This is a genomic window from Pseudanabaena sp. lw0831, assembly GCF_016584665.1.
In the GTDB taxonomy this organism is placed as follows: Bacteria; Cyanobacteriota; Cyanobacteriia; order Pseudanabaenales; family Pseudanabaenaceae; genus Pseudanabaena.
On record NZ_BBJB01000054.1, the window covers coordinates 16,369 to 38,606 of the forward strand.

Annotated in this window: 19 protein-coding genes; 6 read left to right on the forward strand and 13 right to left on the reverse strand. The window is 45.0% G+C overall.

All coding sequences use genetic code 11. The features are described from left to right. Positions 1 to 295: 295 nt before the first annotated feature. Positions 296 to 3,109 (reverse strand): SUMF1/EgtB/PvdO family nonheme iron enzyme, encoded by a 2,814-nt coding sequence (locus tag APA_RS09665; RefSeq protein WP_201322075.1) that lies wholly within the window; start codon positions 3,107 to 3,109, stop codon positions 296 to 298. Between the two features lie 95 nt (positions 3,110 to 3,204). On the opposite strand from APA_RS09665, the gene APA_RS09670 reads away from it, so the two are divergent. The 3 genes from APA_RS09670 to APA_RS09685 all read left to right on the forward strand — a co-directional run bounded on the left by APA_RS09670 (position 3,205) and on the right by APA_RS09685 (position 5,501). Beyond that, a complete protein-coding gene (locus APA_RS09670) occupies positions 3,205 to 3,576 on the forward strand; it encodes a CU044_2847 family protein (protein ID WP_201322076.1) in 372 nt (123 codons plus the stop codon). Between the two features lie 523 nt (positions 3,577 to 4,099). Next, a complete protein-coding gene (locus APA_RS09680; RefSeq protein WP_201322077.1) occupies positions 4,100 to 4,801 on the forward strand; it encodes an ATP-dependent Clp protease proteolytic subunit in 702 nt (233 codons plus the stop codon). Between the two features lie 106 nt (positions 4,802 to 4,907). Continuing rightward, the gene (locus APA_RS09685) at positions 4,908 to 5,501 is read left to right on the forward strand and encodes an ATP-dependent Clp protease proteolytic subunit (RefSeq protein WP_201322078.1); all 594 of its coding nucleotides are present in this window, start codon (positions 4,908 to 4,910) and stop codon (positions 5,499 to 5,501) included. A gap of 284 nt (positions 5,502 to 5,785) precedes the next feature. Here the strand turns inward: APA_RS09685 and APA_RS09690 are convergent, their stop codons facing one another. Further along, positions 5,786 to 6,127 carry a hypothetical protein gene (locus APA_RS09690; protein ID WP_236579486.1) on the reverse strand — a complete coding sequence of 114 codons (342 nt, stop codon included), beginning with the start codon at positions 6,125 to 6,127 and terminating at the stop codon, positions 5,786 to 5,788. Between the two features lie 113 nt (positions 6,128 to 6,240). Here APA_RS09690 and menC point away from each other — a divergent pair, with 113 nt between their 5' ends. Beyond that, positions 6,241 to 7,260, forward strand: a complete 1,020-nt coding sequence (menC, locus tag APA_RS09695; protein ID WP_236579487.1) for an o-succinylbenzoate synthase — start codon at positions 6,241 to 6,243, stop codon at positions 7,258 to 7,260. A gap of 25 nt (positions 7,261 to 7,285) precedes the next feature. Here menC and APA_RS09700 read toward each other — a convergent pair whose 3' ends face one another. The 10 genes from APA_RS09700 to APA_RS09745 all read right to left on the reverse strand — a co-directional run bounded on the left by APA_RS09700 (position 7,286) and on the right by APA_RS09745 (position 16,857). Continuing rightward, complete coding sequence (locus APA_RS09700) at positions 7,286 to 7,657, reverse strand: hypothetical protein (RefSeq protein ID WP_201322080.1); 372 nt, start codon at positions 7,655 to 7,657, stop codon at positions 7,286 to 7,288. A gap of 87 nt (positions 7,658 to 7,744) precedes the next feature. Continuing rightward, positions 7,745 to 8,038: a DUF3593 domain-containing protein gene (locus APA_RS09705; RefSeq protein ID WP_201322081.1), complete on the reverse strand. Its 294-nt coding sequence runs from the start codon at positions 8,036 to 8,038 to the stop codon at positions 7,745 to 7,747. 30 nt (positions 8,039 to 8,068) lie between these two features. After that, positions 8,069 to 8,377 carry a DUF2499 domain-containing protein gene (locus APA_RS09710; RefSeq protein ID WP_201322082.1) on the reverse strand — a complete coding sequence of 103 codons (309 nt, stop codon included), beginning with the start codon at positions 8,375 to 8,377 and terminating at the stop codon, positions 8,069 to 8,071. Positions 8,378 to 8,417: 40 nt separating this feature from the next. Then, positions 8,418 to 9,395: a carbohydrate kinase gene (locus tag APA_RS09715; protein WP_201322083.1), complete on the reverse strand. Its 978-nt coding sequence runs from the start codon at positions 9,393 to 9,395 to the stop codon at positions 8,418 to 8,420. An 8-nt stretch (positions 9,396 to 9,403) separates the two neighbouring features. Further along, positions 9,404 to 11,995, reverse strand: a complete 2,592-nt coding sequence (gene cphA / locus APA_RS09720; RefSeq protein ID WP_201322084.1) for a cyanophycin synthetase — start codon at positions 11,993 to 11,995, stop codon at positions 9,404 to 9,406. A 198-nt stretch (positions 11,996 to 12,193) separates the two neighbouring features. Further along, entirely contained in the window at positions 12,194 to 13,369 is a 1,176-nt protein-coding gene (locus APA_RS09725) for a GNAT family N-acetyltransferase (protein ID WP_201322085.1), read from the reverse strand. Between the two features lie 205 nt (positions 13,370 to 13,574). Continuing rightward, positions 13,575 to 14,411, reverse strand: coding sequence for a carbon-nitrogen hydrolase family protein (locus tag APA_RS09730; RefSeq protein WP_201322086.1), 837 nt, complete (start codon positions 14,409 to 14,411; stop codon positions 13,575 to 13,577). A gap of 135 nt (positions 14,412 to 14,546) precedes the next feature. After that, positions 14,547 to 15,221 (reverse strand): phosphate signaling complex protein PhoU, encoded by a 675-nt coding sequence (gene phoU / locus APA_RS09735; RefSeq protein WP_201322087.1) that lies wholly within the window; start codon positions 15,219 to 15,221, stop codon positions 14,547 to 14,549. Between the two features lie 155 nt (positions 15,222 to 15,376). Continuing rightward, positions 15,377 to 15,838 (reverse strand): GNAT family N-acetyltransferase, encoded by a 462-nt coding sequence (locus APA_RS09740; RefSeq protein WP_201322088.1) that lies wholly within the window; start codon positions 15,836 to 15,838, stop codon positions 15,377 to 15,379. Positions 15,839 to 15,993: 155 nt separating this feature from the next. Then, on the reverse strand, positions 15,994 to 16,857 hold the full coding sequence (locus APA_RS09745; protein WP_201322089.1) for a fatty acid desaturase: 864 nt from the start codon (positions 16,855 to 16,857) through the stop codon (positions 15,994 to 15,996). A 124-nt stretch (positions 16,858 to 16,981) separates the two neighbouring features. Between APA_RS09745 and APA_RS09750 the strand changes: the two genes are divergently transcribed. Further along, positions 16,982 to 18,211 carry a TetR family transcriptional regulator gene (locus tag APA_RS09750; protein ID WP_236579488.1) on the forward strand — a complete coding sequence of 410 codons (1,230 nt, stop codon included), beginning with the start codon at positions 16,982 to 16,984 and terminating at the stop codon, positions 18,209 to 18,211. Between the two features lie 259 nt (positions 18,212 to 18,470). Then, the gene (locus tag APA_RS09755; protein ID WP_201322091.1) at positions 18,471 to 20,645 is read left to right on the forward strand and encodes an ARC6/PARC6 family protein; all 2,175 of its coding nucleotides are present in this window, start codon (positions 18,471 to 18,473) and stop codon (positions 20,643 to 20,645) included. 244 nt (positions 20,646 to 20,889) lie between these two features. Here the strand turns inward: APA_RS09755 and recA are convergent, their stop codons facing one another. Next, positions 20,890 to 22,029: a recombinase RecA gene (recA, locus tag APA_RS09760; RefSeq protein ID WP_201322092.1), complete on the reverse strand. Its 1,140-nt coding sequence runs from the start codon at positions 22,027 to 22,029 to the stop codon at positions 20,890 to 20,892. Positions 22,030 to 22,238 lie beyond the last annotated feature (209 nt).

Below are 22,238 nucleotides of genomic sequence, written 5' to 3' on the forward strand. Positions count from 1 at the left end.
CAAATTGGACTGACACTGGTGCTGATTGTAGCGATCGCTCCAATCTTTGGTAGCTATATCGCTCGAGTGTTTCTAGGAAAAAAGACAATAAGTAAGGTGGGCATTGCCCACCTTACTTATTGTCTTTTCTACACAAATCGCAGAAAATGGTTGACCGCACAATTCCCAATTTCATTAAGGGATTTTAGGATTGAAAAACAAATTGATCGCCGATAGGCGAAGGGCTGATCAAAGAAGGGCAGATAAATACGAAAAAGTGCAAAGGGTTGAGGCAAAAGAACAGAGAAGGGAGTCCTCACCGCACAACACACACAACCCGAAAACCGAGGTAGCCGTACTGAAAACGCGCGTTGCGACCGTCGTTGCGAAACGCAGAACGACAATGCTCAGCATTGTCGATCCACGAACCACCACGCAGCATTTTTCTCGTTTTGCTGCCTTCTTCATAATTCGTAACATTTTCTGTCCAAATTTGTGAATCTGTTGGCGCTCCTTCGTAACTGTCATGACAATCATCGGCACACCATTCCCAAACATTGCCATGTAGATCGTAAAGTCCCCAAGCGTTAGGTCGTTTTTGCCCAACAAGTCCCGTTTTGCTGTCGCTATTTTCTTTATACCAAGCATATTCCCCAAGCTGACCTTCATCGTCACCAAAGCAATATTCTGTATGTGATCCCGCACGACAGGCATATTCCCATTCTACTTCGCTAGGCAGTCGATAGGTCTCTCCTGTCAGTTGAGATAGCCGCGCACAAAACTCTTGAGCTTCGTACCAATCTACCTTTTCGACAGGGCAATCTTCACCACGAAATTGCGAAGGGTTTAGACTCAGATCGATCTCGACCTTGGGCGACATCGCCACCGTCCGCCATTGCGCCTGCGTGACGGGATACTTACCCATCTGAAACGCTTTTACCGTAACTTGATGATATGGCTTCTCATCCTCACGTCCTTTTCCTTCAGTCGAACCCATCCAGAATGTGCCGCTAGGAATATCCACCAGTTCGGGCAGATTCGCGCGATCAAGCCACGGCTTGTATTTATAAAGACTTTGCCGCACGAATTCCTGTTGTTCGGGCGTGAGGTAATCGTTAATCGCAACTTCCACTTCCTCGATTTGGGCAACCACACCTTCAGACAATAAAAACTTGTCGTTGCATTGCTGGTTCTGCCACTGCTTGAAGTCATCATTGATGCGATCGCAAAGTCTTCTCAAATCCCGATCTTGCGATCGCCATTCAACAAACATTTCCCAACCATCCATCAACGCCTCATGCGCCAAATCCACAAAAGCAATATTATTCTCATCACTTGCCACCAATAGCCGCCCATCAGCCCCCGCGAAAATTTCTAACAAATTAGCGATCTCCTCTCGATCAGCTTCCGATCTCGCCATCCCTAACAAAAACTGTTTCGACTGTCGCTGCCGCGTGTCCCTAACATCCTGCCCCGTCCGCACCAACTTCAAAAACAAACGTTTCGCCCACTTGCGCTCCTCATCCGATCGCAATACATCCTCATACAACCGCTTAGCATGACGATCCAACGCGCCGCGTAACTTGCCCATCTCTAAATAGGCAACCAAAGTCAATCGATGATTTTGGCGATCGCGGCGTTCCCATAACTCCGTCAGCGCAAACTCCAATAACGGCAAACTATTTTTCTCAGCTTCCACATCCTCACAAATTGCCTCTAGCAAACCCTCTGCGAGTTCGTAGCCTTGCATTTGCGCGGGCTTCGCGATCGCCTCTTTCATCTCAGACAGTTCTAACGGCACTAACCAAAATACGCGATCGCGTTGGATCAACCTTGCTAAAGCAGGATATTGCAACGCCTGTTCCACAAAATCAGCTCTCATCGTTGTGGCGATCGTTAAGCGTCCCTCTTGCTCGGCTCCTTCCACCAACAGCCGTATAAAATCTTGTCGTTCCTGCTCACTCGGACAAACCGTAAACAACTCCTCAAACTGATCCACCACCAGCAAAACTCGCTGCGATCCTTCAGGCAAAATCGCATTCAAACCTTCCGATTCTAGCCGCGCATAAGCCCTCTGAATTTCCGCAGGTAACTTATAAAACTGCTGTACCAGCGATTGCTTTAACATCATCAATGGATTTGCCCAAGGCTTCATCGGCGGCAGTACACACCAGCCCTGCTTTGCTAAATTCGTCATCAAACCCGCTTTCACTAGCGATGATTTACCGCTACCCGAAGCGCCAATCACAGGCACAAATCGCGATTTTTCAATCTTTCTCAACAACAAATCAAGCTGCTCTTCTCTACCATAAAAATACTGAGCAGTCTTTTGATCGAAGGCTTCCAATCCCACATAAGGACAAGTTTCATTCACCACAGGCGCAAGATTCCCCCTAGCCTTCTCAATCAAAGTAATCGCACCACCCATCGCCGATCGCACCACCTCCTGACCGCTTTGCTTCAGCCTTTGCGATACCTCACTAAACAAACTGTCAAGATCCACCGCTTCCCCAGTCGCAACCCTTGCGCGTAGCACCTCCAATACCGCCGCCGTAAAAATGCCATGCTCCACACCCTCACGCGATCGCTCAAACCCACGACAAGCCGCCATTAAGTAATAATTCTTCTTATCATTAAAAACCTTTTGCATCGCCTGATATTGAACGCTCTCAATCAAATTCCCCGCATGACAACAATCCAGCAACACCACCAGATTAGTTAACTCCGACTTCGCCACTAGCTTGGTAAAAACATCAAAGCTCAGCGCATTTTGACCATCCTTACCCGCATCCGTCGCCGCCAAATACCCAATCTCATCGCCAACCACATCAGGGACAACAAACCCATGCCCCGCAAAATAAATCAGCGCATCTTTGCCCTTAGCTTGCTCTAACAAAAAAGTTTTCAGCTTAGCCGTGAGATCGCTCCCCTTCACCTCTTTCTTAGGATCTCGATCTAACTCATAGCGATTTTCATCGCCTGCAACGAGCTTGCGTGGTAAAGGCTCGATCGCATAATGCCCATGTTGCTCCAATATTTCCGCGATCGCCCCTGCATCATTTACCGTTTTTTCGAGATTACGAAAATTGCTATAACGCGCAATACCAATAACAAGGGCAGATCGAGCCATAATTCTGTGGATTTTTTATTTAGAAATCTTTAAAAGTGAAATGCAAGCGATCGGTTATCCTTGCAGAATAGTCCTATCACTAAGGAAAGGTCAAGATGTCAGAAGTGCAAGAGCTAGTCGTCAAAGACGAAAACGGCGAAGAATTCTCAATTTACATCGCACCTAAAGAACCCTACAACGAACCCGACTCAGAGGAAGGATATCGCGACAACTTACCCACCGTTGACCTCAAAAAAGTCCATGACACCATTCGCGGCTACACCACCTATGCGATCGGCGCATTTCGGAACCTTAGCACAGTCGAAGTCGATAAAATCACCCTCAAGTTCAGCCTCAAAATTGGCGGCAAAGCGGGTATTCCCATGTTGACAGAAGGCTCTGCCGAAAGCAACTTTGAGATTCAAGTTGAATGCAAATTTCCACCAAAACCAACTCCCACTCCAACCGCTAAGCAATCATCTCCATAATTTGAAATCAGGCGATCTCTAAACCGCAGTATTCGACGATTGGAAATCTAGCACCTTGGCATATAAACTTGCCACGGATTCTTCTGCAAAGAGCTTGTCCTTTAATTTTAGATAATCATCACCACCCAAATTACACGCTGCCTAAAAGCGAGCTACCTTAGATGGCTCCAGATGGGTCAAGAGTACTTGAAAACCTTCCTGCAATATTTGTTGCTCAGCGATCGCTTTAATCATTACTAGCTTCCTCTAATACAAAATCAACTGGGTTAGCGATCGCGTAACCTAACCCATCATTACGTTCGCAATAGATGCGTTACGTTGCACTAACGCATCCTACAAATAATATAACGATAGACAATCATGTTAAACCCAAAACAGAGCTGCGGCGCTTCGCGCCGCAGCTCTGTTTTGGGTTTTTGTAGCCTTAGACGGCTAACCCTACCTCAATCTTGGCTAACATCGCCCATAGCAGGGGGATCGCTGTGATAAGCTAGCAGAGTTAGTGTCATTAACACGAATAAACATGGATCGACCTTCTCGCTCTGTTCCCCAAGCCGCACAAGCCGCCTATTCAGGGGATTCGTCATACGGACGCACACCGCCGCCTGACTTACCTTCGCTACTGCTAAAAGAGCGAATTATTTACTTTGGGTTGCCTCTTGTATCTCCCGACGAATACAAACAGCAGCTTGGTGTCGATGTTACAGAATTGCTCATCGCCCAACTTTTATATTTGCAATACGAAGATCCTGAAAAACCGATCTTTCTGTATATCAACTCCACGGGGACATCTTGGTATACAGGCGATGCGATCGGTTTTGAAACCGAAGCCTTTGCTATTTGCGACACACTCAACTATATCAAGCCTCCCGTCCATACAATCTGCCTCGGACAAGCCATGGGAACCGCCGCGATGATTCTCGCTAGTGGAACCAAAGGCTTCCGAGCTAGCTTGCCAAACGCCACGATTGTCCTGCACCAAGCCCGCCGCCAGACCAGAGGACAAGCCTCTGATTTGCAGATTCAGGCTAAGGAAGTATTGACTAACCGAGCCGCAATGCTAGAAATCTTGTCGCGCACCACAGGCAAGTCAACCGAAGCCATCACCAAAGATATGGATCGGATGTTGTATATGACTCCTGTGCAAGCCAAAGAATATGGGCTGATCGATCGCGTTCTTGAAAGCACAAAAGACTTGCCTAAAGCAGTTCCCGCTCTTATTTAATTACGAATTAGGAATTACGAATTACGGGTTGATAATTCGTAATTCCTAATTCGTAATTCGTAACTCACAATTCGTAATTCCCAATTCGTAATTCTTAATTAAACCTATGCCTATCGGTATTCCTAGAGTTCCCTATCGCTATCCTGGTGATTCCTACACGCAGTGGATTAACATTTACGAGCGTCTGTCGATGGAGCGCATCATCTTTTTGAGTGGTGATGTGACAGATGGGATGGCAAATGCAATTATTGCCCGACTGCTTTACTTTGACTCTGAGGATCAAACCAAAGATATTTACATTTATATCAACTCTCCTGGCGGATCGGTTTCGGCAGGGTTGGCGATCTTTGACACGATGCAACATATCAAGGCAGATGTGACTACAATTTGCGTAGGGTTAGCAGCATCGATGGGTTCATTCCTATTGATGGCTGGCGCTAAAGGCAAGCGTTATGCTTTACCCAATGCAAGGATCATGATTCACCAGCCTTCAGGTGGAACAAGAGGTCAAGCTTCAGATATTGAGATTGAGGCGCGGGAAATTATTCGCATTCGTCAAAAGCTGAATGAAGAATATGCCAAGCGGACAGGGCAGCCACTAGAGAAGATCGAGCGCGATATGAATCGTGACTACTACATGTCTTCGCAAGAGTCTCTCACCTATGGCTTAATCGATCGCGTTCTTGATTCACCACAATAATTCCAAAAACAAAAAGGAGTTGCGGCGCAAAGCGCTGCAACTCCTTTTTGTTTTTATGTGGCAATATACCAATTCTTGAAATTGTGATTATCCTTATCAAGAATTAAAAACCAAACTAAGGAAGGTTTTCAACTCTCAAAATGGCATTGCCATTTTGAGAGTTGGCATTACGTGGAACTCAAATGATGAATCTAATGCATACTGCTAGCGACGCAGAGCAATCTCCCCGTGGTTATCCTAGATTCTTACCATCACAAGAATTCCTTCCACGTAACATCTGTGGATTAGTTGAAGACAATAGGATCGTCTAGATTTTTGCAGAAGTCCATATATGCTGGCTCGCTTTCGCTACCATCTGCAAACTGAGCTTTAATCCATTGCTTACACGATTGGTTGTCAGTGGAACTGTCCCAAACCATCTTGGCACCTGCTCCAGAAGCAATACCTGAACCAATATCAAACTGACCCCAAGTTTTCTGAGGTTCCCCTACCATTAACTTTTTGATTGTAGAAGCACTGCTATTTTTAACGTAGAAGTACCACTGATCAGCAGAAGCAGAAGCAACATTTGCCACTAGACTGAAAGCAAGTAGGCTAGCTGAAACCAAAAAACTTTTCTTAATCATTATCTTGATCTGCCTAAAATCAGTTCGTGATCTGACTATAAACTATAAAATCTTATTTGCAACATAGATCGATATTCATATAACTTTTGTATAACTTTTGCTATGGTTTAGCTGTGACTTTTATTGTGCAATCTATTCAATACCAGCCCTATCGGCTTGCTTTTCACGAACCATTTCAAACAGCATTAGGCTCGATTTCCCATCGCGAAGGATTTGTGGTTGAGATTCGCGATCGCAAATCTCATGATCGAGTCCAGTATATTGGCTTAGGTGAAGCCGCTCCGCTTGATGGGTTTGGGATGGAATCTCTTGCTGAAACTGAAAGGGTTTTAAGAGAAGCTCAGCGATCGCTGATTAATGCAGAAATTCACGATCTGAATGATATTGAGAACATACTTACAAAATACGATCACACCCCTGCCGCAAAACATGGAATTGAATTAGGATTGCTTAATTTACTATCACAAGTACAAGGTATATCCATTTCTCAATTGCTAGCAAATTCCTTCTCTGGAATAGTTCGTGATCAGGTAGCCGTTAATGCTGTGATTGGGGCGACCACACCTGAAAGAGCCGTATCCAAAGCAAAACAGTATATAGAGCAAGGTTATCACTGTCTCAAAATCAAAGTGGGAACCAAGGATTTTGAAATGGATTTGCGCAGAGTGGAAGCAGTGCGATCGCAGGTTGGCGCTCATATCCAAATTCGGATTGATGCTAATCAAGGATGGTCAGTGACCGAAGCGATCGCAAATTTAAAAAAGCTTGAATTTTCGCAAATCGAATATGTCGAGCAACCTGTCGCTGCTTCCGATTTATTAGGCATGGCAGAAGTCAGGCAATCGCAATCAATTCTAGTTGCTGCGGATGAGTCCGTAAATAATCTCTCACAATTGCAGCAAGTGGTTAATACTCAAGCCGCCGATATTATTATTCTCAAGCCAATGGCTCTAGGCGGACTCATCACGGCAAATCATGCCGCTGCGATCGCTTTCAAAGCTGGTTTAGATGTGGTGGTAACAACAACAATCGACGGTGCGATCGCCAGACAAGCAGCTTTTGACCTAGCTGCTGCTTTACCAATTAAGCGAGCATGTGGCTTAGCAACTGGGCATTTCCTCATTGAAAATTAAAGACGGCGCATCGCGCCGTCTTTAATTATTTTTCACGCCGAGCTGTGCCAGACTCTTGGAAGATCTGGATCGCGTTAAGTGGATCGCTGATAAAAGTACCAGATCGATTCACTTTCTGAGGAGAGGCATTGTAATTACCAGGGATGACTGGCTGAATCGCCTCAACGTCGAGATTGATACTTTGAATCTTGAGATCGGAACGTGGAAAATCTCTTTCTAACGAAAATTGATCGGTATTGGTAGGTGAGATGGGCTGACCTTGTGCAGGTCGCAGGCTATCAGCATCACCTCGTTGTGGTTGGGCTGATTGCGCAAATACTGGACTAATCGTAGCGCTAGCGATCGCTAGTCCTGCAATCGCCAAAAATTGAGAAATGCGTTGATAATGTCTGTTCATAAATTCCTCGCATTGGCAGTCAGCGATATTAACTACAATAATCGCTCATTATATTCACAAAGATTAGATACGCTCAAATTGCGATCTTTAATCTTTAGGTTTAATCGCATTTTTAATCGCATTTTTAAACCCTAGTACCAACAAAATATTGGTGATGGTCAAAAATGACTCAGCACTGCCATGCAACCAATCAACATTCGCTAAAGCTTTGCCGTAATGGACTTGTGCATAAATTCCTGCGGGAATCGTAATCGCCACAAATACTAATGTCCCATAAAATCCCCAAAGTCCCAGTTTGGGAAATTGGCGTGATTTGGTGGCAAACCAGAGAAAGGCAAGATATGGAAATAGCGATAAACCGAATAAGGCTTCTTTGGGCATAGTTTTATCCCACAGCGCTTTGCGCTCAAGTTAAATTTGTGGTTTTGCGTTGGCGATTTTCCAGATAAAGTAGGCTGCGATCGCCAGAGTCGTATTGCCAATTAAAGTTAACGCAGCCTGCACAGTAACTAGCCATTCCAACGAGTCAGCATTGTCAAAAAAGTGCCAAGTCACCGCACACATCGCACTGACTAAGGCAGGAAACATTGCCCATGCTAAGTTCCGCCAACCGCGATCGGGATTTTTTTTGTCGTATTGCCAAATGAGCCAAATTGCTAAAGTCCACTCAATGACGCTAGAAATATGAATTACCCATGTGGGCAAAGATAAAGAGTGCATGGCAAATATTTGTGGCGCTTTGCGCCACCAAAGTACGGTTTTAATGCTTTGTCTCGCGCATGGCTAAAAATTCGCGAATTTGTCGATCGCTTGGTTGAGCAGCGATCGCACCCATACTTAGTGTAGTTAACGCACCTGCGGCGCAGGCATAAGCGATCGCTTCATCGGCAAACTTAGGATCGAGCAGATGGGTAAGCGGACGGTGATAAATCTTATGAATAAAGGCAGCTAGAAAAGCATCCCCCGCCCCAGTTGTATCAATCGAATGCACAGGAAAAACGGCATGTTTGTCCTGACGTTCGCCCAAATAGTAGCGACAATCTTTGTCGCCATTGGTGAGTAAAATTCCTTCGAGATGGCTATAGGCTTGAGAGATCGCGGCGGGACTAGTGAGACGAAATAGTAACTTTGCCTCATCCTCGGTCATCTTCAAGAAATCGGTGTACTTCAGCAAGACAGGCAATAGTTTGGCAACCTGCTCAGGATTTTTCCAGAACATCGCCCGCCAATTGACATCAACTACCACCTTTACAAAGTTCTCTTCCGCTAGCTTCAAAGCGCGACCGATCGCTCTAGAGGTATGTGGATTGGATAAGCCTAATGTACCTAACACCAAAAAATTCGCATCAGCAAATAAATGCTCAGGCAAATGCTCGGCAGACATCAAGGTGTCTGCATATACAGTTTGGGAATCACCATTAAAGCGAGCAAAACTGCGATCTCCTTGAGCATCGCGGGTGACATATACCTCGCGAGTAGTTGCTTCAGGATGCACTTGCACGCCTGAAGTTTCCACACCTGATGCTCCCAACTGTTTGAGCAAATCAGTCCCTGCAGCATCTTGACCAACGCAGCTAATTAAGCTGACTGGTGTTCCCAGTTTGGCTAACCCACAGGCAACATTGGCAGGTGCTCCGCCAAAATATGGCTTCCAAGAGCTAACTTGCTCATAGGGAGCACCAATATCTTCAGCTATTTGATCGATTAAAACTTCGCCAAGACAAATTACACGCGGCATAGCTGACTTTACGACGACATTTTGGACTTTCGCGATTCAATAATAGCAATAGCTGAATCCACTTTGTCTGGGAATATCACAACTAAACTACTTTGAGGGGCGCTATCCAAGGCAGCCGTGATGGCTTCCGATTCGTCAAGAATTGTAATACAGGGGATGCTGGCATTCACTTCTTCGATACCCTGACGCAGCAGATCCGCAACCACACGCGGGGCACGTCCTCGCAAATCTTTATCTTCTTTAATAAAAATGCGACTGAACATTTGGGCGGCTAATTGCCCTAGCTCAATGATGTCCTCATCACGCCGATCGCCAGGTGCGCCAATTACGCCGATCGCTTCACCTTCCCATTTCTGGATAAAGTCAGCGATCGCTTTAAATCCCGCAGGATTGTGAGCATAATCGACCAAGGCATGATACTTACCCAAATCAAATAAATTCATCCGTCCAGGGGTTTGCTCGCTCGAAGCCACAAATGTGGCAAGCCCTTGACGAATCTCTTCAATCTGCACGTCTTGGCAGAAGGCGACTAAACTTGCGGCAAGAGAATTTTGGATGTTGAAGGCCGCGCGACCGCCAAGGGTCAGGGGTACATTGACAGCTTCTTCGATTCGTAGTTTCCAATCACCTTTTAAGATAGTTAGATAGCCTTCTTCATATACTGCGGCAAGTCCACCTTGTTCGATATGAGATTTGATTAAAAGACTCTCAGGATCCATGCTGAAGTAAGCAACCGTTGCATCCACTTCTTTTGCCATGGCAACAACCAATGGATCATCCGCATTCAGTACAGCATAGCCACTTGGCAACGTTGTTTTGACAACTACGCTCTTGAGCCTTGCCAGATCTTCAATTGTGTCAATATCCCCAATACCAAGATGATCGGCGGCTACGTTCATCACCACACCCACATCGCTGCCATCAAAGCCTAATCCCGATCTCAAAAGCCCGCCTCTAGCTGTTTCTAGGATCGCCACTTCAACGGTAGGATCGCGCAGGATTACTTGGGCGCTATAGGGGCCAGTAGTATCGCCTTTTTCAACCAAACATTCGCCAATGTAAATCCCATCGGTAGTGGTATAACCTACTCGTTTGCCAGTTTGCTTGAAGATATGAGCAATTAGTCGAGTAGTAGTAGTTTTACCATTTGTCCCTGTGATCGCCACGATTGGTATTCTTGTAGGCGCTCCAGCAGGGAATAGCATATCGATTACTGGAGCCGCTACATTGCGAGGTGTGCCAATACTCGGAGCCGTATGCATTCTGAACCCAGGAGCCGCATTTACCTCCACGATCGCCCCATCGACTTGACGTACAGGCAAAGAGATATCTTCAGTGACCATATCGATCCCCGCAATATCTAGACCGATAATTCTTGCCACGCGCTCTGCTAGCCAGATATTTTCAGGGTGAATCTCGTCTGTACGATCAACCGATACGCCACCTGTACTTAAGTTTGCAGTAGCTTTGAGATAACAAATTTGCCCATTAGGCGGTACGGATTCCAGCGTAAATCCTTGTCTAGTAAGGATATCTATGCTGGTGCGATCGATCTCGATGCGGGTCAAGACATTGTCATGACCATCGCCACGACGAGGATCTTGGTTAGTAATTTCAATCAGTTGCGAAATTGTGGAAACGCCATCCCCTGTGACATTGGCAGGAACGCGCTCGGCAACAGCTACAAATTTGCCATTGATCACCAATATGCGATGGTCTCGCCCTGTATGAAATCGTTCGATAATTACTTCTTCGGATACTTCTTGCGCCATGTCAAAGGCATCCATCGACTCTTTGATGCTGCGGATATCAATCGTGATCCCACGCCCATGATTGCCATTTAAGGGCTTGATTACAATCGGAAAGCCGCCGACTTCGGCGATCGCATCTTCTAGATATTTAGGCGATCGGATCGTTGTACCCCTCGGCACTGGCACACCCGAAGCCCGTAAAATGCTCTTTGTCCCTTCCTTGTCGCAGGCTAGCTCAACCGCTAAGATCCCCGTTTTATTCGACAAAGTTGCCTGAATACGACTCTGATGCACCCCATACCCAAGCTGGATCATTGCGCGGCTACCCAACTCTAACCAAGGAATATTTTGGGCTTTAGCTTCGGCAACAATCGACTCGGTACTTGGACCTAATTGACCATCAAGACGAATATCTCTTAAATCCTTGAGGTCCTCTTGTAACTCAGTAGTTGCATAGGTTCCTGTTTCCAGAATACTAGTACATATTCTTACTGCTGCACGTGCTGCATAGCGCCCTGCACCTTCGGTTTGATACTCAAACACGACTTGATAGACATTTTTTTCAACGGTTTGTCTAATTGCCCCGAAGTCAACCTTCATGCCGACATAGCCTTGCAGAGCGATCGCAATATCTTTAACAATTCCTGCCAAAAAGTCAGAATCACTAATATCTGGTCGCTGCGCGATGTCTTTCCCCGCTAGACTTGGCAAAACTTTACATAAATTTTGATGAAAGCTAGTTCGTTGTACTTGAAAATCCTCTAAATCTAATCGCACAACTACAAGCTGATGTCGTTGGATACTCCAATAATTTGAACCACGTAATGTCTGGATTTTGAGAATTTTCATAGTCAAGCTTTTTTAAAGGTGCATCCAATGCCTAAATGTCCAGTATCTAATCGTAGCGATCTTGTGGATCTTTATTTTGTATAAATTGAACCAAAATCAGATTGATTAATCACAATTCATCAGCGTGTTAGGTGATTTCCACACAATTAAGTTGCCAAGCAGAATGTAGTAGGGTGGGCATTGCCCACCTTACATTATTTAAAGTGACTCATCGGTATGCTGATGTTGTTGAGGTAAAGTCTCAATTCTGCCAGGAATTGGCTTTTGGGTGGGTTGTAATCCTGACAACATGCGTGAAAGTTGCAATCCATCGAGCACAGTTTTAGTCTCACGAATTTTGTGCCAAACCGATCGCGCCATCAACAAGGAATGCCCTTGGCGCTGGGCATGAATTCCTTCTAAATAATCTTCACGTTCTGGTTGATAATCTGCTGATGACAGTTGCAAGCTGACATTTTCGGTTAATTTCTCAGAAGATTGCTTAACGACAATTTGGGCAATTTGCGAAGTTAGTTCAGGATACAGCCATGTATAAGCAGGATGAACTGTAAGCTGGCAATGGTGAACCAGTTTTTCATCGGGCTGATTTACAGTCGGGCGCTGCAACAGCAAATAGAAGTAGCCGATCGCCGCTTTGCGTTGTGGCTCATAGACGTAGCCCGATACATCTTGCAAATGATTGATCAGCAATGAACTGTGATTGACCAGTTTGTCGATAGTCTTTGCCCGAAAATCATCGACGTTGAGATCGTAAACTTGACGAATATGTGGGGGCATCGCAGCTGTATCAAGTTGATAAAGCAAGCTGGCATCAGCATTACTGACAGGCATCAAATTTGGCAGGTCAGGAGAGTGCTGAGCAAGTTCGAGCAGACTTGCCGTATCAATCTCCCAATCTGTGAACTGAGCCAGTGGTTGGAATCCATTTTGACGATAGAGAGCGATCGTATCTTTTTGGTTAATATCAACCTGTAATACCCAAGTTCGCGCTTCTAGACAAGATTCTAGGCAATAGCGAATCAGTTGTGTGCCGACGTTGTGTTGACCATTCTGTGCTTCTGGCAAAACCACAACTCGATCGATCTGCCAAGTACTACTGTTGTTATTAAAAGGTGAAACCCGAATAAAGCCTTGGATGATGCCATTAGATTCAGATACATAGGCTCGTACATAGGGCTTGAGGAGGGTTTGCACAGGCGCAGGCAACCAACTGGCTAGCTGGTGCAAGCTGATTTTTTGGCGGCTGCGACAACCACTGAGATCGCTAACCGCAATCTGTTCGAGATCATTGGGGGATGCGAATCGCTGAATGATCTCTAAGTCGCGGTGTTGGAGCGGACGGATTGTGTTACCAAGCACTGGAAAAGGTTGCATAGCTGCTCATGCCAGAAAGGGAGTTGTAAGAACTCAGAAAAAACTGCTGAATAATTCGGCACAATTAAAAAACCAGAGTCAGAATCTGTACCGCCCGCTGCGCGGGCGGTACAGATTTTTGAGTTTTATATTTAATTGTGCTTAGCTACTTGCTTATGATTTTAATACATATTCTATTAATGTCGTCTTGATGTGCTGCCTTTTCTTAAGAACAGGAAAAAGTCCGATGTTGCAGAGATGGCATCTGACGGCGAATTTGGTCAATGCGCGAAGGCTGAATCTCGGCGATCGCTACACCAATGCGATCGCCCGCATCGGCTAGGACAATTCCCCAAGGATCGACGATCATCGCGTGACCATGAGACTGACGGCGCGGCGTATGCATACCCACTTGAGCAGGGGCGATCACATAGCATGTATTCTCAATTGCTCTGGCTTGCAATAAAACTTGCCAATGATCTTTGCCAGTAAAAGCCGTAAAAGCCGCAGGCACAAACAAGATATTTGCACCATTTTGAGATAAATGGCGATAAAGCTCTGGGAATCTCACGTCATAGCAAACTGATAGCCCCAAGTTGCCATATTTCTCAGACATATATACAGGTGGAGATTCAGTTCCTGCCAGTACCGTAGCCGACTCCTGATAAGTATTGCCATCGGGGAGATTTACATCAAAAAGATGCATCTTGCGATAACGCGCTAGTTCTTCACCTTCACGCCCAATCAGCAGCGCCGTGTTGTACATCTTGATCGGCGATGAATTGCTGCGCGTAGCTACTGGTACGGGAAAACCACCACCAAGTAACAAGATTTGATAGCGTTGAGCGATCGTAATTAAAAACTTTTCGCTCTTTTCTGCAATTTCTGTAGCAATGCTTGTCTTTTCGCTCTCATCACCTAAAAACGAAAAGTTTTCGGGTAGACAAACTAGTTCTGCACCTCGATTAACTGCCAGTTGGATCAAATCTTCTGCTTGCGCAAGATTTTTATCTACATCAGAGACACTGGTCATTTGTACGGCAGCCGCCAAATATGACTTCATTTCAATCCTTAAAACTTTCCCGCATAAATTCTGATGTGCTGTAAAGCACTAACTTAGATTACCGTGCTATAGCGCTAGTGTTGCTATTTTTTATTTTTAAAGAAAGGCGGCGCTTTGCGCCGCCTCTCTTTTGGGTTAGCAAAGCTTGCCAGTGACAATATAAGCAACTCGCTGCCCCACATTAGCTGCATGATCTGCCATGCGCTCTAAATGATGAATTGCCAATACCATCAGCATTACAGGTTCCATTGGCTCTCCACCAAATAGTTTTTGGGAAGCTAGTAAGTTATAGATTTGCTTGTAGTCGTCGTCAACAGCATCATCCTTGATCTTAATTTGCAGACCAATATTTTCATCAAGGTTAGCTAGTGCTTCTAAACTCATGGCAAGCATGGCTCGACAGCGATTGGACATTACTTGCAATTCGCCGAGATAGGGAGATGGAGGATAAGTAAAAAGCTTAATGGCAATATCCCCAAGATTCTCAGCGTAGTCGCCAATCCGTTCAATATCGCGGATCAGTTGCATCAAGGCACTGAGTAATCTAATATCGCGAGCAACTGGCGACTGTAAGGTGATCAATTCAATGCAATCGATTTCAATTTGGCGATAGATTTGATCGATTTGTTTGTCTTGAGGATCAATACGAGTTGCGGCTTCCAGATCGCGCTCAAATAAAGCTGCATGAGCTAAGAGGAATGAATTTTCGACAAGCGCTCCCATTCGTAAAGAATCTTGTTCTAGGCGATGCAGTTGGCGTTCAAATTCGCTCCTTGTTCGTTTCTGACTTAGATATGAAGTTTCGTTCATTGGCTCCCACCAAATTGAATGGGATGTAAAGAAAACGATATATATATCGTGCGCTTGTCATAATATATCGTTACACAGATTGTAAATCTAGGCAGTATTTACAAATACTATAAGAAAAAATAAGTGGGAACACAAAGTGCTGCCTCTTATTTTTCTTATTTAAAAACAGTTGTTTGAGCTAATTCAGAGGTTATAAGATCGCCATCTCCATTAAATAAAACCAACGTGGTTGAAGAATTTTGCTCAAAGCCAATCTGCTCGTAAAATTTTTGCTGATGGGTGGTCATCAAATAAACACGCTCAACATCACAAACATTAGGATGCGCCAACACTGTTTGGACTAACTTCCGACCTAAGCCTGCACCCCGATATGCAGGATCGATCACCACATCCCAAATTGTCGCTCGATAAATACCATCACTGGTGGCGCGAGCATGTCCAATTAATTTTTGTTCATCCCACACAGTCACGACTGGCTTGGAGTTAGAGATCGCGATCGCCAATCCCGCCAAGGTACGTTCCTTTGCCCAAAATGCTCCTAGTCGAAATAATCCTTGTAACTGTTCTAAATCGACTTCTTCGTGGCGATCGCTAAAGCGAATGTGGCGATGATCCATATGCTTGCTTTTCCGCATTGATTAACCCATTTTGAATAAGGTTTACACACTACCGATTCCATCAATGTATCTATTTTTGCTAGAACCTATTTTGTGCTTACAAATTAAAAAGAGGGCGCAGCGCGCCCTCTTTTTAATTTGTAAGCGATAATTGATTATTTACTAGGTTGCCAAGGCTCAGGTAAATAAACTTTTTTCGCCAAGCCAACTGCTTGCAGCAGATTGATTACGCCCCAAGTTGGATCGATTTCCCACCATTTCAAACCAGAACGTGCTGACTTAGGAAAAGCGTGATGATTGTTGTGCCAGCCTTCGCCGTAGGTCAAAATTGCTGCCCACCAGAGGTTTGTGGAATGGTCGGGGGTTTCTGCAAAGTTTTTGTAACCCCATTTGTGGCAAGCCGAGTTGATTAACCAAGTGCTATGCCATAGAAATACTGAACGTACTGCCACACCGTAAACCAAGAATGATGCACCTAGCCCAGAGAAAACTTTTTCGCCAATTACATAAAGTAATGCTGCGAGTGGCACTTGTAACAATAGGAAGTAAACATCTAAAAACTTGTAGTAAGGATCGTTGGCAAGATCGGGTGCAAATTTACAGTAGTTAGAACGCTGAAAATGCTCAGGCTTGGAGTACATGATCCACATCATGTGGCTCCACCAAAAACCTTTGTTTGCCGAGTAGGGATCTTTTTGATTGTCTTCTGTAAAGCCGTGATGCTGACGATGTCCGCCCACCCAAAATACGGGACCACCTTGCAGCGCTAATGCACCGATTGTGGTGATGATGTATTCCAACCACTGAGGCACTTGAAAGCTCCGATGGCTAAGTAAGCGATGATATCCTAAAGTAATACCGATGCTGCCAAATAACCAATGCAAGAAAACTGTAAGAATTACAGCTTGCCAAGAGAAGTAAAAAGGAGCAGCTAAGGCAGCGAGATGAAAAGCACTGAAGAAGGCGACATTTGTCCAGTTCAGTTTTTCAGTTGAGATGGCTTCAGTAGTGGCGGTCATGAAATAACAACTTAGAGGGTGGTGAGGAGATGCAAGTATCACTTACAGTTAAGTATAAGTCTAACTGTTTTTTAAGCAATAATGCAAGTAGCACTTGCAAATCATCTCAATGGTACATGCTCTCATGTCTGTATCTCGAATTCCTACTCGTCAACGTATAGTGAACACAGCGCTAGAGTTGTTTGCTAGCAAAGGAATTACCGAGACAACTACACGCCAAATCGCTGACTTCGCGCAGGTCAATGAAGTAACTTTATTTCGTCATTTTGGGAATAAACATGGTTTATTACTAGCCGTATTGCAAGAATGTCTGCAAAAATATTTGGTGTTGGCGCAAGTGGGAGAGTCGCTCATGGTGTCGGATATCTCTAGTCAGAGTGATTTGCGGAGATTTCTCAAATATTACATTCAAAGTTCATTGCGGGCGCTTGAAAGTGTGCCTGAGTTGGTGCGATCGCTAGTTGGCGAGGCGGGACAATATCCCCTTGAAAGCCGACAAGCCTTGGCGCAAGGAATTAATCAAGTTAATCAAACGATCGCAACGGCAATTAATGATGTACTGGTCAATTCGCGATTGCAATATTCTTTGCCCCCGATCAAGCTGGCTAACTTATTAAATACTTGTATTTTGGGTTACGCGGTGATCACTTTAACCAGTGATGTGCAGGCAATTTGGCGCGATCGCGACGAGTTTGTCAGTACGCTTGTCGATATGTTTGTTCAAGAAGTTAACCCGATCGCCCAAGCGCAACCAATTAACGATATCTCTGCGGAGACTGTGCGCGAAATCCTTTTGCAAGCAAAAAAATGTGGGGCAAAGGACTATGCGATCGCCTATTTGCTATTTGGGGCAGGGCTGACGGCGCTTGATATTACGAGATTGCGCTTAAAAGACTATCAGCACCAAGCTAACCACGGAATTTTACTAACTAGGGATGCTACGGGTAATGAGAGATCCGTACCACTTAATCAAAAAATTCTTGGTCATCGCTACGGTTCAGCAACGAATAATCCCCTTAGTGCTTACCTCAAGACTCGTAAGCATGAATTAAAGGATCTGAAAAATATTGAGGATATGAAATCTTTGTTTCTCAGTAGCGACGGGAAACCACTGTCCTTAGAAGAGATCGAACAACTTTGGGAGCGTTGGACACAACCCTATCGAAACCTGAGTGGCTTACCTCTAACAATTGATCAGCCCCGACATACTTGGTGTATCGAAATGTTATCTCGTGGGATTGATGTTGATAGTTTTTGCATCATTAGCGGTATCAGACCTAAGGAATTGCAAGCTTATCAAACCCGTCTTAATCAAAAGTTAGCGATTGATAAAGCGATCGCTCTTGACTCTTAATGATAAAAGCAATTTGGGGTTTGCAGCGCCTACGGCGCTGCAAACCCCAAATTGCTTTTGATGACTTTTTTTGCTATTTCCACCAAGTTGATTAACTTAGTGTATAATTCGGGCGTTTAATGTACTTAAAAGATTGAGTACATTACATCTGTTCTTAGTGCATTAGATACGGAGCATCTTTGAGTTGAGAGGCAAACAGGTTGGCATTATCGGAGTTCAGATCGGCATTTCCAATTGAAGTTTTGGGTAGAGAAGCAAAGTGAGAGTTCCTCTAGACTGTTACCGTATCCTAGGTTTAACACACCTGTCAGGGCTAGATAAAGTTCATCAAGCCCATCGCGATCGCCTGCTCTCTATGCCAAGGCGGGAATATTCTGATGCGGCAATCGCCTCTCGGAAGCGCATCATTGATAAAGCTTATGAAACTCTGACCGAACGCGATCGCCATAGTGCTGCAACTGAAAGCGACGCATTGGAGACAGATAGCGATCGCCCAGTTTTGACATTGCCGCCTCAAATTGAAGCTGATGAAAAAGACTTTGCAGGGCTATTACTGATTTTGTATGAACTCGGCGAATCAGAGAAAGTTTTATCCCTTGCTAAACCCTATTACGATCCTGAAGAAGCCGAGTATCAGTCGGCAAGAATTTCGCCTCACGATCCTGATTTGCTTCTCTCTGTATCGCTTTCCTATCTAGACATTGGTCGTGAATATTGGAAACAAGGACAATATGAGTCTGCGGCTTCATCCTTAGAATCGGCTCAAGAAATTTTATTGCGAGAAGGATTATTTCTCAGTATTCGCAGTGAAATCCAAGCCGATCTATTTCGCCTCCGTCCCTATCGGATCCTCGAATTGTTGGCATCCCCTGACAACCACACAGAAGCGCATCGCAAAGGTATGTCGCTTTTGCAAGAGATGCTGGATGCGCGGCGCGGCATTGACGGCTCTGGTAATGACTATTCCAGCCTCGGTATTGACGACTTCTTGCGATTTATTCAGCAATTACGTAGCTACATGACTGCGATCGAGCAGCAAACCTTGTTTGAAGAAGAAGCACGTCGTCCATCTTCAGTAGCAACCTATCTGGCTGTATATGCGTTGATTGCGCGAGGATTTTCACAACGTCAGCCTGCACTGATCCGTCGCGCAAAAGGGTTACTAGTTAAACTAAGTGCTAAGCAAGATATTTATTTAGAAAAAGCTGTATGTGCTTTGTTGCTAGGGCAAACAGAAGAAGCAAGTGCTGCGATCGATCAGAGTGGTGAAGACGATCAAATCGCTTTCATTCGTCAAAATTCTGAAGGTGCTCCCGATCTTTTACCAGGGCTATGTCTCTACAGCGAACGCTGGATGCAAGAAGAGGTGTATCCACATTTCCGCGATCTGATGAGTCAAATCGTATCGCTTAAAGATTATTTTGCTGATGAGCAGGTGCAAGCATATCTAGAAGAATTACCTAATACTGGTGCAATGTCATCGGAATGGACTTCGCCTGTGGGAGGCGATCGCTTAACGGCGATATCTTCTCTAGATGAGTCGCCAAATGTAAATCGCGATTTTGATCTGAATCCTGCGAAGAGCGCCGTTGCTGAACCGAAACTATCCACTTACGCCCCTGAGATACCTAATCGTTTTCAACGTTCCGCAGCGACTCCTGTAATTGAGCGACATGCTGCCCATGTCAATACCAATGTTAGCGGCAATGTAACACGAGATCTGCCTAGCTCTCGTCGCACCAGTAATGTGCCACCTGCGAGAAATTCGACAAGAGCTGCTAATGAATTTGTCAGGGAGATCAAGCGTCCATCTCAAGTTCATACTTCAAGTCACGCATCATTACCCAAACGTAAGTTTAATGTTGGTCGTTTAGCAACTGTGATTGTTTTAGCGATCGCTGTGCTTGCTGGCTCTATTTGGTTAGTTGTTTGGGCTGTTCGGGCTTTAACTGGTACTCCCCAACCACAGCCTATAACCTTAGAGAAACCAATCACAAATCTAGTCCAAGCACTTAAGGAAAATAATGTCGCCCCAGTTGCGCAACCAGGTCCTTTAGATAAAGAAACTGCTACCAAAGTAATCGAGTCATGGCAAGCTACTAAATCAAAAGCTCTTGGCAAAGGATATGAAGATAATCTTCTAGAAGAAATTTTGATTGATCCAGCTCTGAGTGATTGGAAAGGACGCGCTAAAGAACTCAAGGCGAGTAACTCCTATTTGCAGTACCAAACAAAATCAAGCGTAGTTGATAGCGTTACGCCTGATGGCGATAGTAAGGCTAAAGTGGTTGCCAAGATTTCTGAGTCGCGCAATTACTTTAATAATGGCGAACTTGATCGAGGAGCATCAAAAGATGATGCTAGCTACACGGTTGAGTATGATTTGGTAAAAAAAGACAATCGATGGCTAATTAGGGAAATGTTGGTTTTCTAAATTAAAAAGTGGCGCTTTGCGCCACTTTTTAATTTAGAAAACAACTTACGCAGAGCGAAGATCTGCCCTCATCCCCCAGCCCCTTCTCCCGCAGGAGAAGGGGAGCAACACCATATTATTTTCTTGTTTCCCTCTCCTGCGGGAGAAGGGGCTAGAGGTGAGGGTTTTACAAATTTCTGCGTAAGGTGAGTTTATAAAGAAAGAAGAGTAGCGGCGCTTTGCGCCGCTACTCTTCTTTTTGGATTTAGAAATCTTCTACTGGTACTTCATCATCTTCAGATTCAATTTCTTCGGAGACTACCTTTGTTGCTGAAACCTCAACACCTGCGGATAATTTTTCGCGTATTTGCTTTTCGATGTCTTGAGCAAATTCTGGCTTGTCTTCCATGTATTTGATCGTGTTATCTCTACCCTGTCCGATGTTGTCGCCTTGGTAGCTATACCAAGCACCCTTGCGGACGATGATGCTCATTTCTTCGGCTAGATCGACTAAGCAGCCAACTGTAGAGATCCCTTTGCCAAAAATAATGTCAAATTCAGCAATCCGAAAGGGTGGCGCTACTTTATTTTTGGCGACTTTGACCTTAGCGCGGATGCCATATTCTTCAGTGCCCTTTTTGAGGGTTTGAATGCGGCGAATATCGAGACGTACTGAAGCATAGAATTTCAGGGCGGTTCCGCCTGTGGTTACTTCAGGGCTGCCATAGGATACGCCGATTTTTTGACGCAACTGATTTAGGAAAATGACGATGCAGTTAGATCTGCCGACATTGGCAGTGATTTTGCGGAGGGCTTGACTCATTAGTCTTGCTTGCAAGCCAACATGGGATGCGCCCATTTCACCTTCGATTTCAGCGCGGGGGACGAGGGCTGCCACGGAGTCGATCGCAATGATATCTACTGCCATCGATCGCACGAGGTTATCAACAATTTCCAGTGCCATTTCGCCAGAGTCTGGCTGAGAAATCAGCAAGTTGTTAATATCAACGCCAACATTGGCGGCATAGGTCGGGTCGAGGGCATGTTCCGCATCAACGAAAGCGGCAATGCCACCACGCTTCTGGACTTCGGCGATCGCATGAAGTACTAGAGTGGTTTTGCCTGAGCTTTCTGGCCCGTACACTTCGATGACTCGACCTTTGGGTAGTCCACCACCTAGGGCAAGATCGAGGGGTAATGCACCGCTAGGGATGGTCTCAACACGCATATTAGTGGCATCGCCAAGACGCATGATTGCGCCTTTCCCATGATCCTTCTCGATTTTTTGCATGATTGCATCGAGCGCTTTCTTTTTCTCAGGGCTGATGCTTGTCTTTGCAGCTTGAGCGCTCGGAGCAGTCTTATCAACTTGGCTATTTGCCGTCGCAGAGGAATTTTTCGCCATTACCGTTTGAGGTTTAGTTCGTCTAATAAGTCTGCCTCATTATGACACTAAGCTTCTTAATTTGAGGGATTAAATTTGTGCCGAAATTTAAGTGATTATGTTGCTGCTACTTGAATTTAGATATTTGTACTAAAAAAAACGCAACATAAAACCCAAAAAAGAGATGTGGCGCTTTGCGCCGCATCTCTTTTTTGGGTTTTGATTTTATG

Coding starts and splice junctions, on each gene's coding strand:
- APA_RS09725 (WP_201322085.1), bottom strand. CDS start 13,369: ATGCAACCTTTTCCAGTGCTTGGTAACACAATCCGTCCGCTCCAACAC.
- phoU (WP_201322087.1), bottom strand. CDS start 15,221: ATGAACGAAACTTCATATCTAAGTCAGAAACGAACAAGGAGCGAATTT.
- APA_RS09680 (WP_201322077.1), top strand. CDS start 4,100: ATGGATCGACCTTCTCGCTCTGTTCCCCAAGCCGCACAAGCCGCCTAT.
- APA_RS09730 (WP_201322086.1), bottom strand. CDS start 14,411: ATGAAGTCATATTTGGCGGCTGCCGTACAAATGACCAGTGTCTCTGAT.
- APA_RS09690 (WP_236579486.1), bottom strand. CDS start 6,127: ATGATTAAGAAAAGTTTTTTGGTTTCAGCTAGCCTACTTGCTTTCAGT.
- recA (WP_201322092.1), bottom strand. CDS start 22,029: ATGGCGAAAAATTCCTCTGCGACGGCAAATAGCCAAGTTGATAAGACT.
- APA_RS09665 (WP_201322075.1), bottom strand. CDS start 3,109: ATGGCTCGATCTGCCCTTGTTATTGGTATTGCGCGTTATAGCAATTTT.
- APA_RS09740 (WP_201322088.1), bottom strand. CDS start 15,838: ATGGATCATCGCCACATTCGCTTTAGCGATCGCCACGAAGAAGTCGAT.
- APA_RS09700 (WP_201322080.1), bottom strand. CDS start 7,657: ATGAACAGACATTATCAACGCATTTCTCAATTTTTGGCGATTGCAGGA.
- APA_RS09715 (WP_201322083.1), bottom strand. CDS start 9,395: ATGCCGCGTGTAATTTGTCTTGGCGAAGTTTTAATCGATCAAATAGCT.
- APA_RS09710 (WP_201322082.1), bottom strand. CDS start 8,377: ATGCACTCTTTATCTTTGCCCACATGGGTAATTCATATTTCTAGCGTC.
- cphA (WP_201322084.1), bottom strand. CDS start 11,995: ATGAAAATTCTCAAAATCCAGACATTACGTGGTTCAAATTATTGGAGT.
- APA_RS09685 (WP_201322078.1), top strand. CDS start 4,908: ATGCCTATCGGTATTCCTAGAGTTCCCTATCGCTATCCTGGTGATTCC.
- APA_RS09745 (WP_201322089.1), bottom strand. CDS start 16,857: ATGACCGCCACTACTGAAGCCATCTCAACTGAAAAACTGAACTGGACA.
- APA_RS09705 (WP_201322081.1), bottom strand. CDS start 8,038: ATGCCCAAAGAAGCCTTATTCGGTTTATCGCTATTTCCATATCTTGCC.
- APA_RS09750 (WP_236579488.1), top strand. CDS start 16,982: ATGTCTGTATCTCGAATTCCTACTCGTCAACGTATAGTGAACACAGCG.
- APA_RS09670 (WP_201322076.1), top strand. CDS start 3,205: ATGTCAGAAGTGCAAGAGCTAGTCGTCAAAGACGAAAACGGCGAAGAA.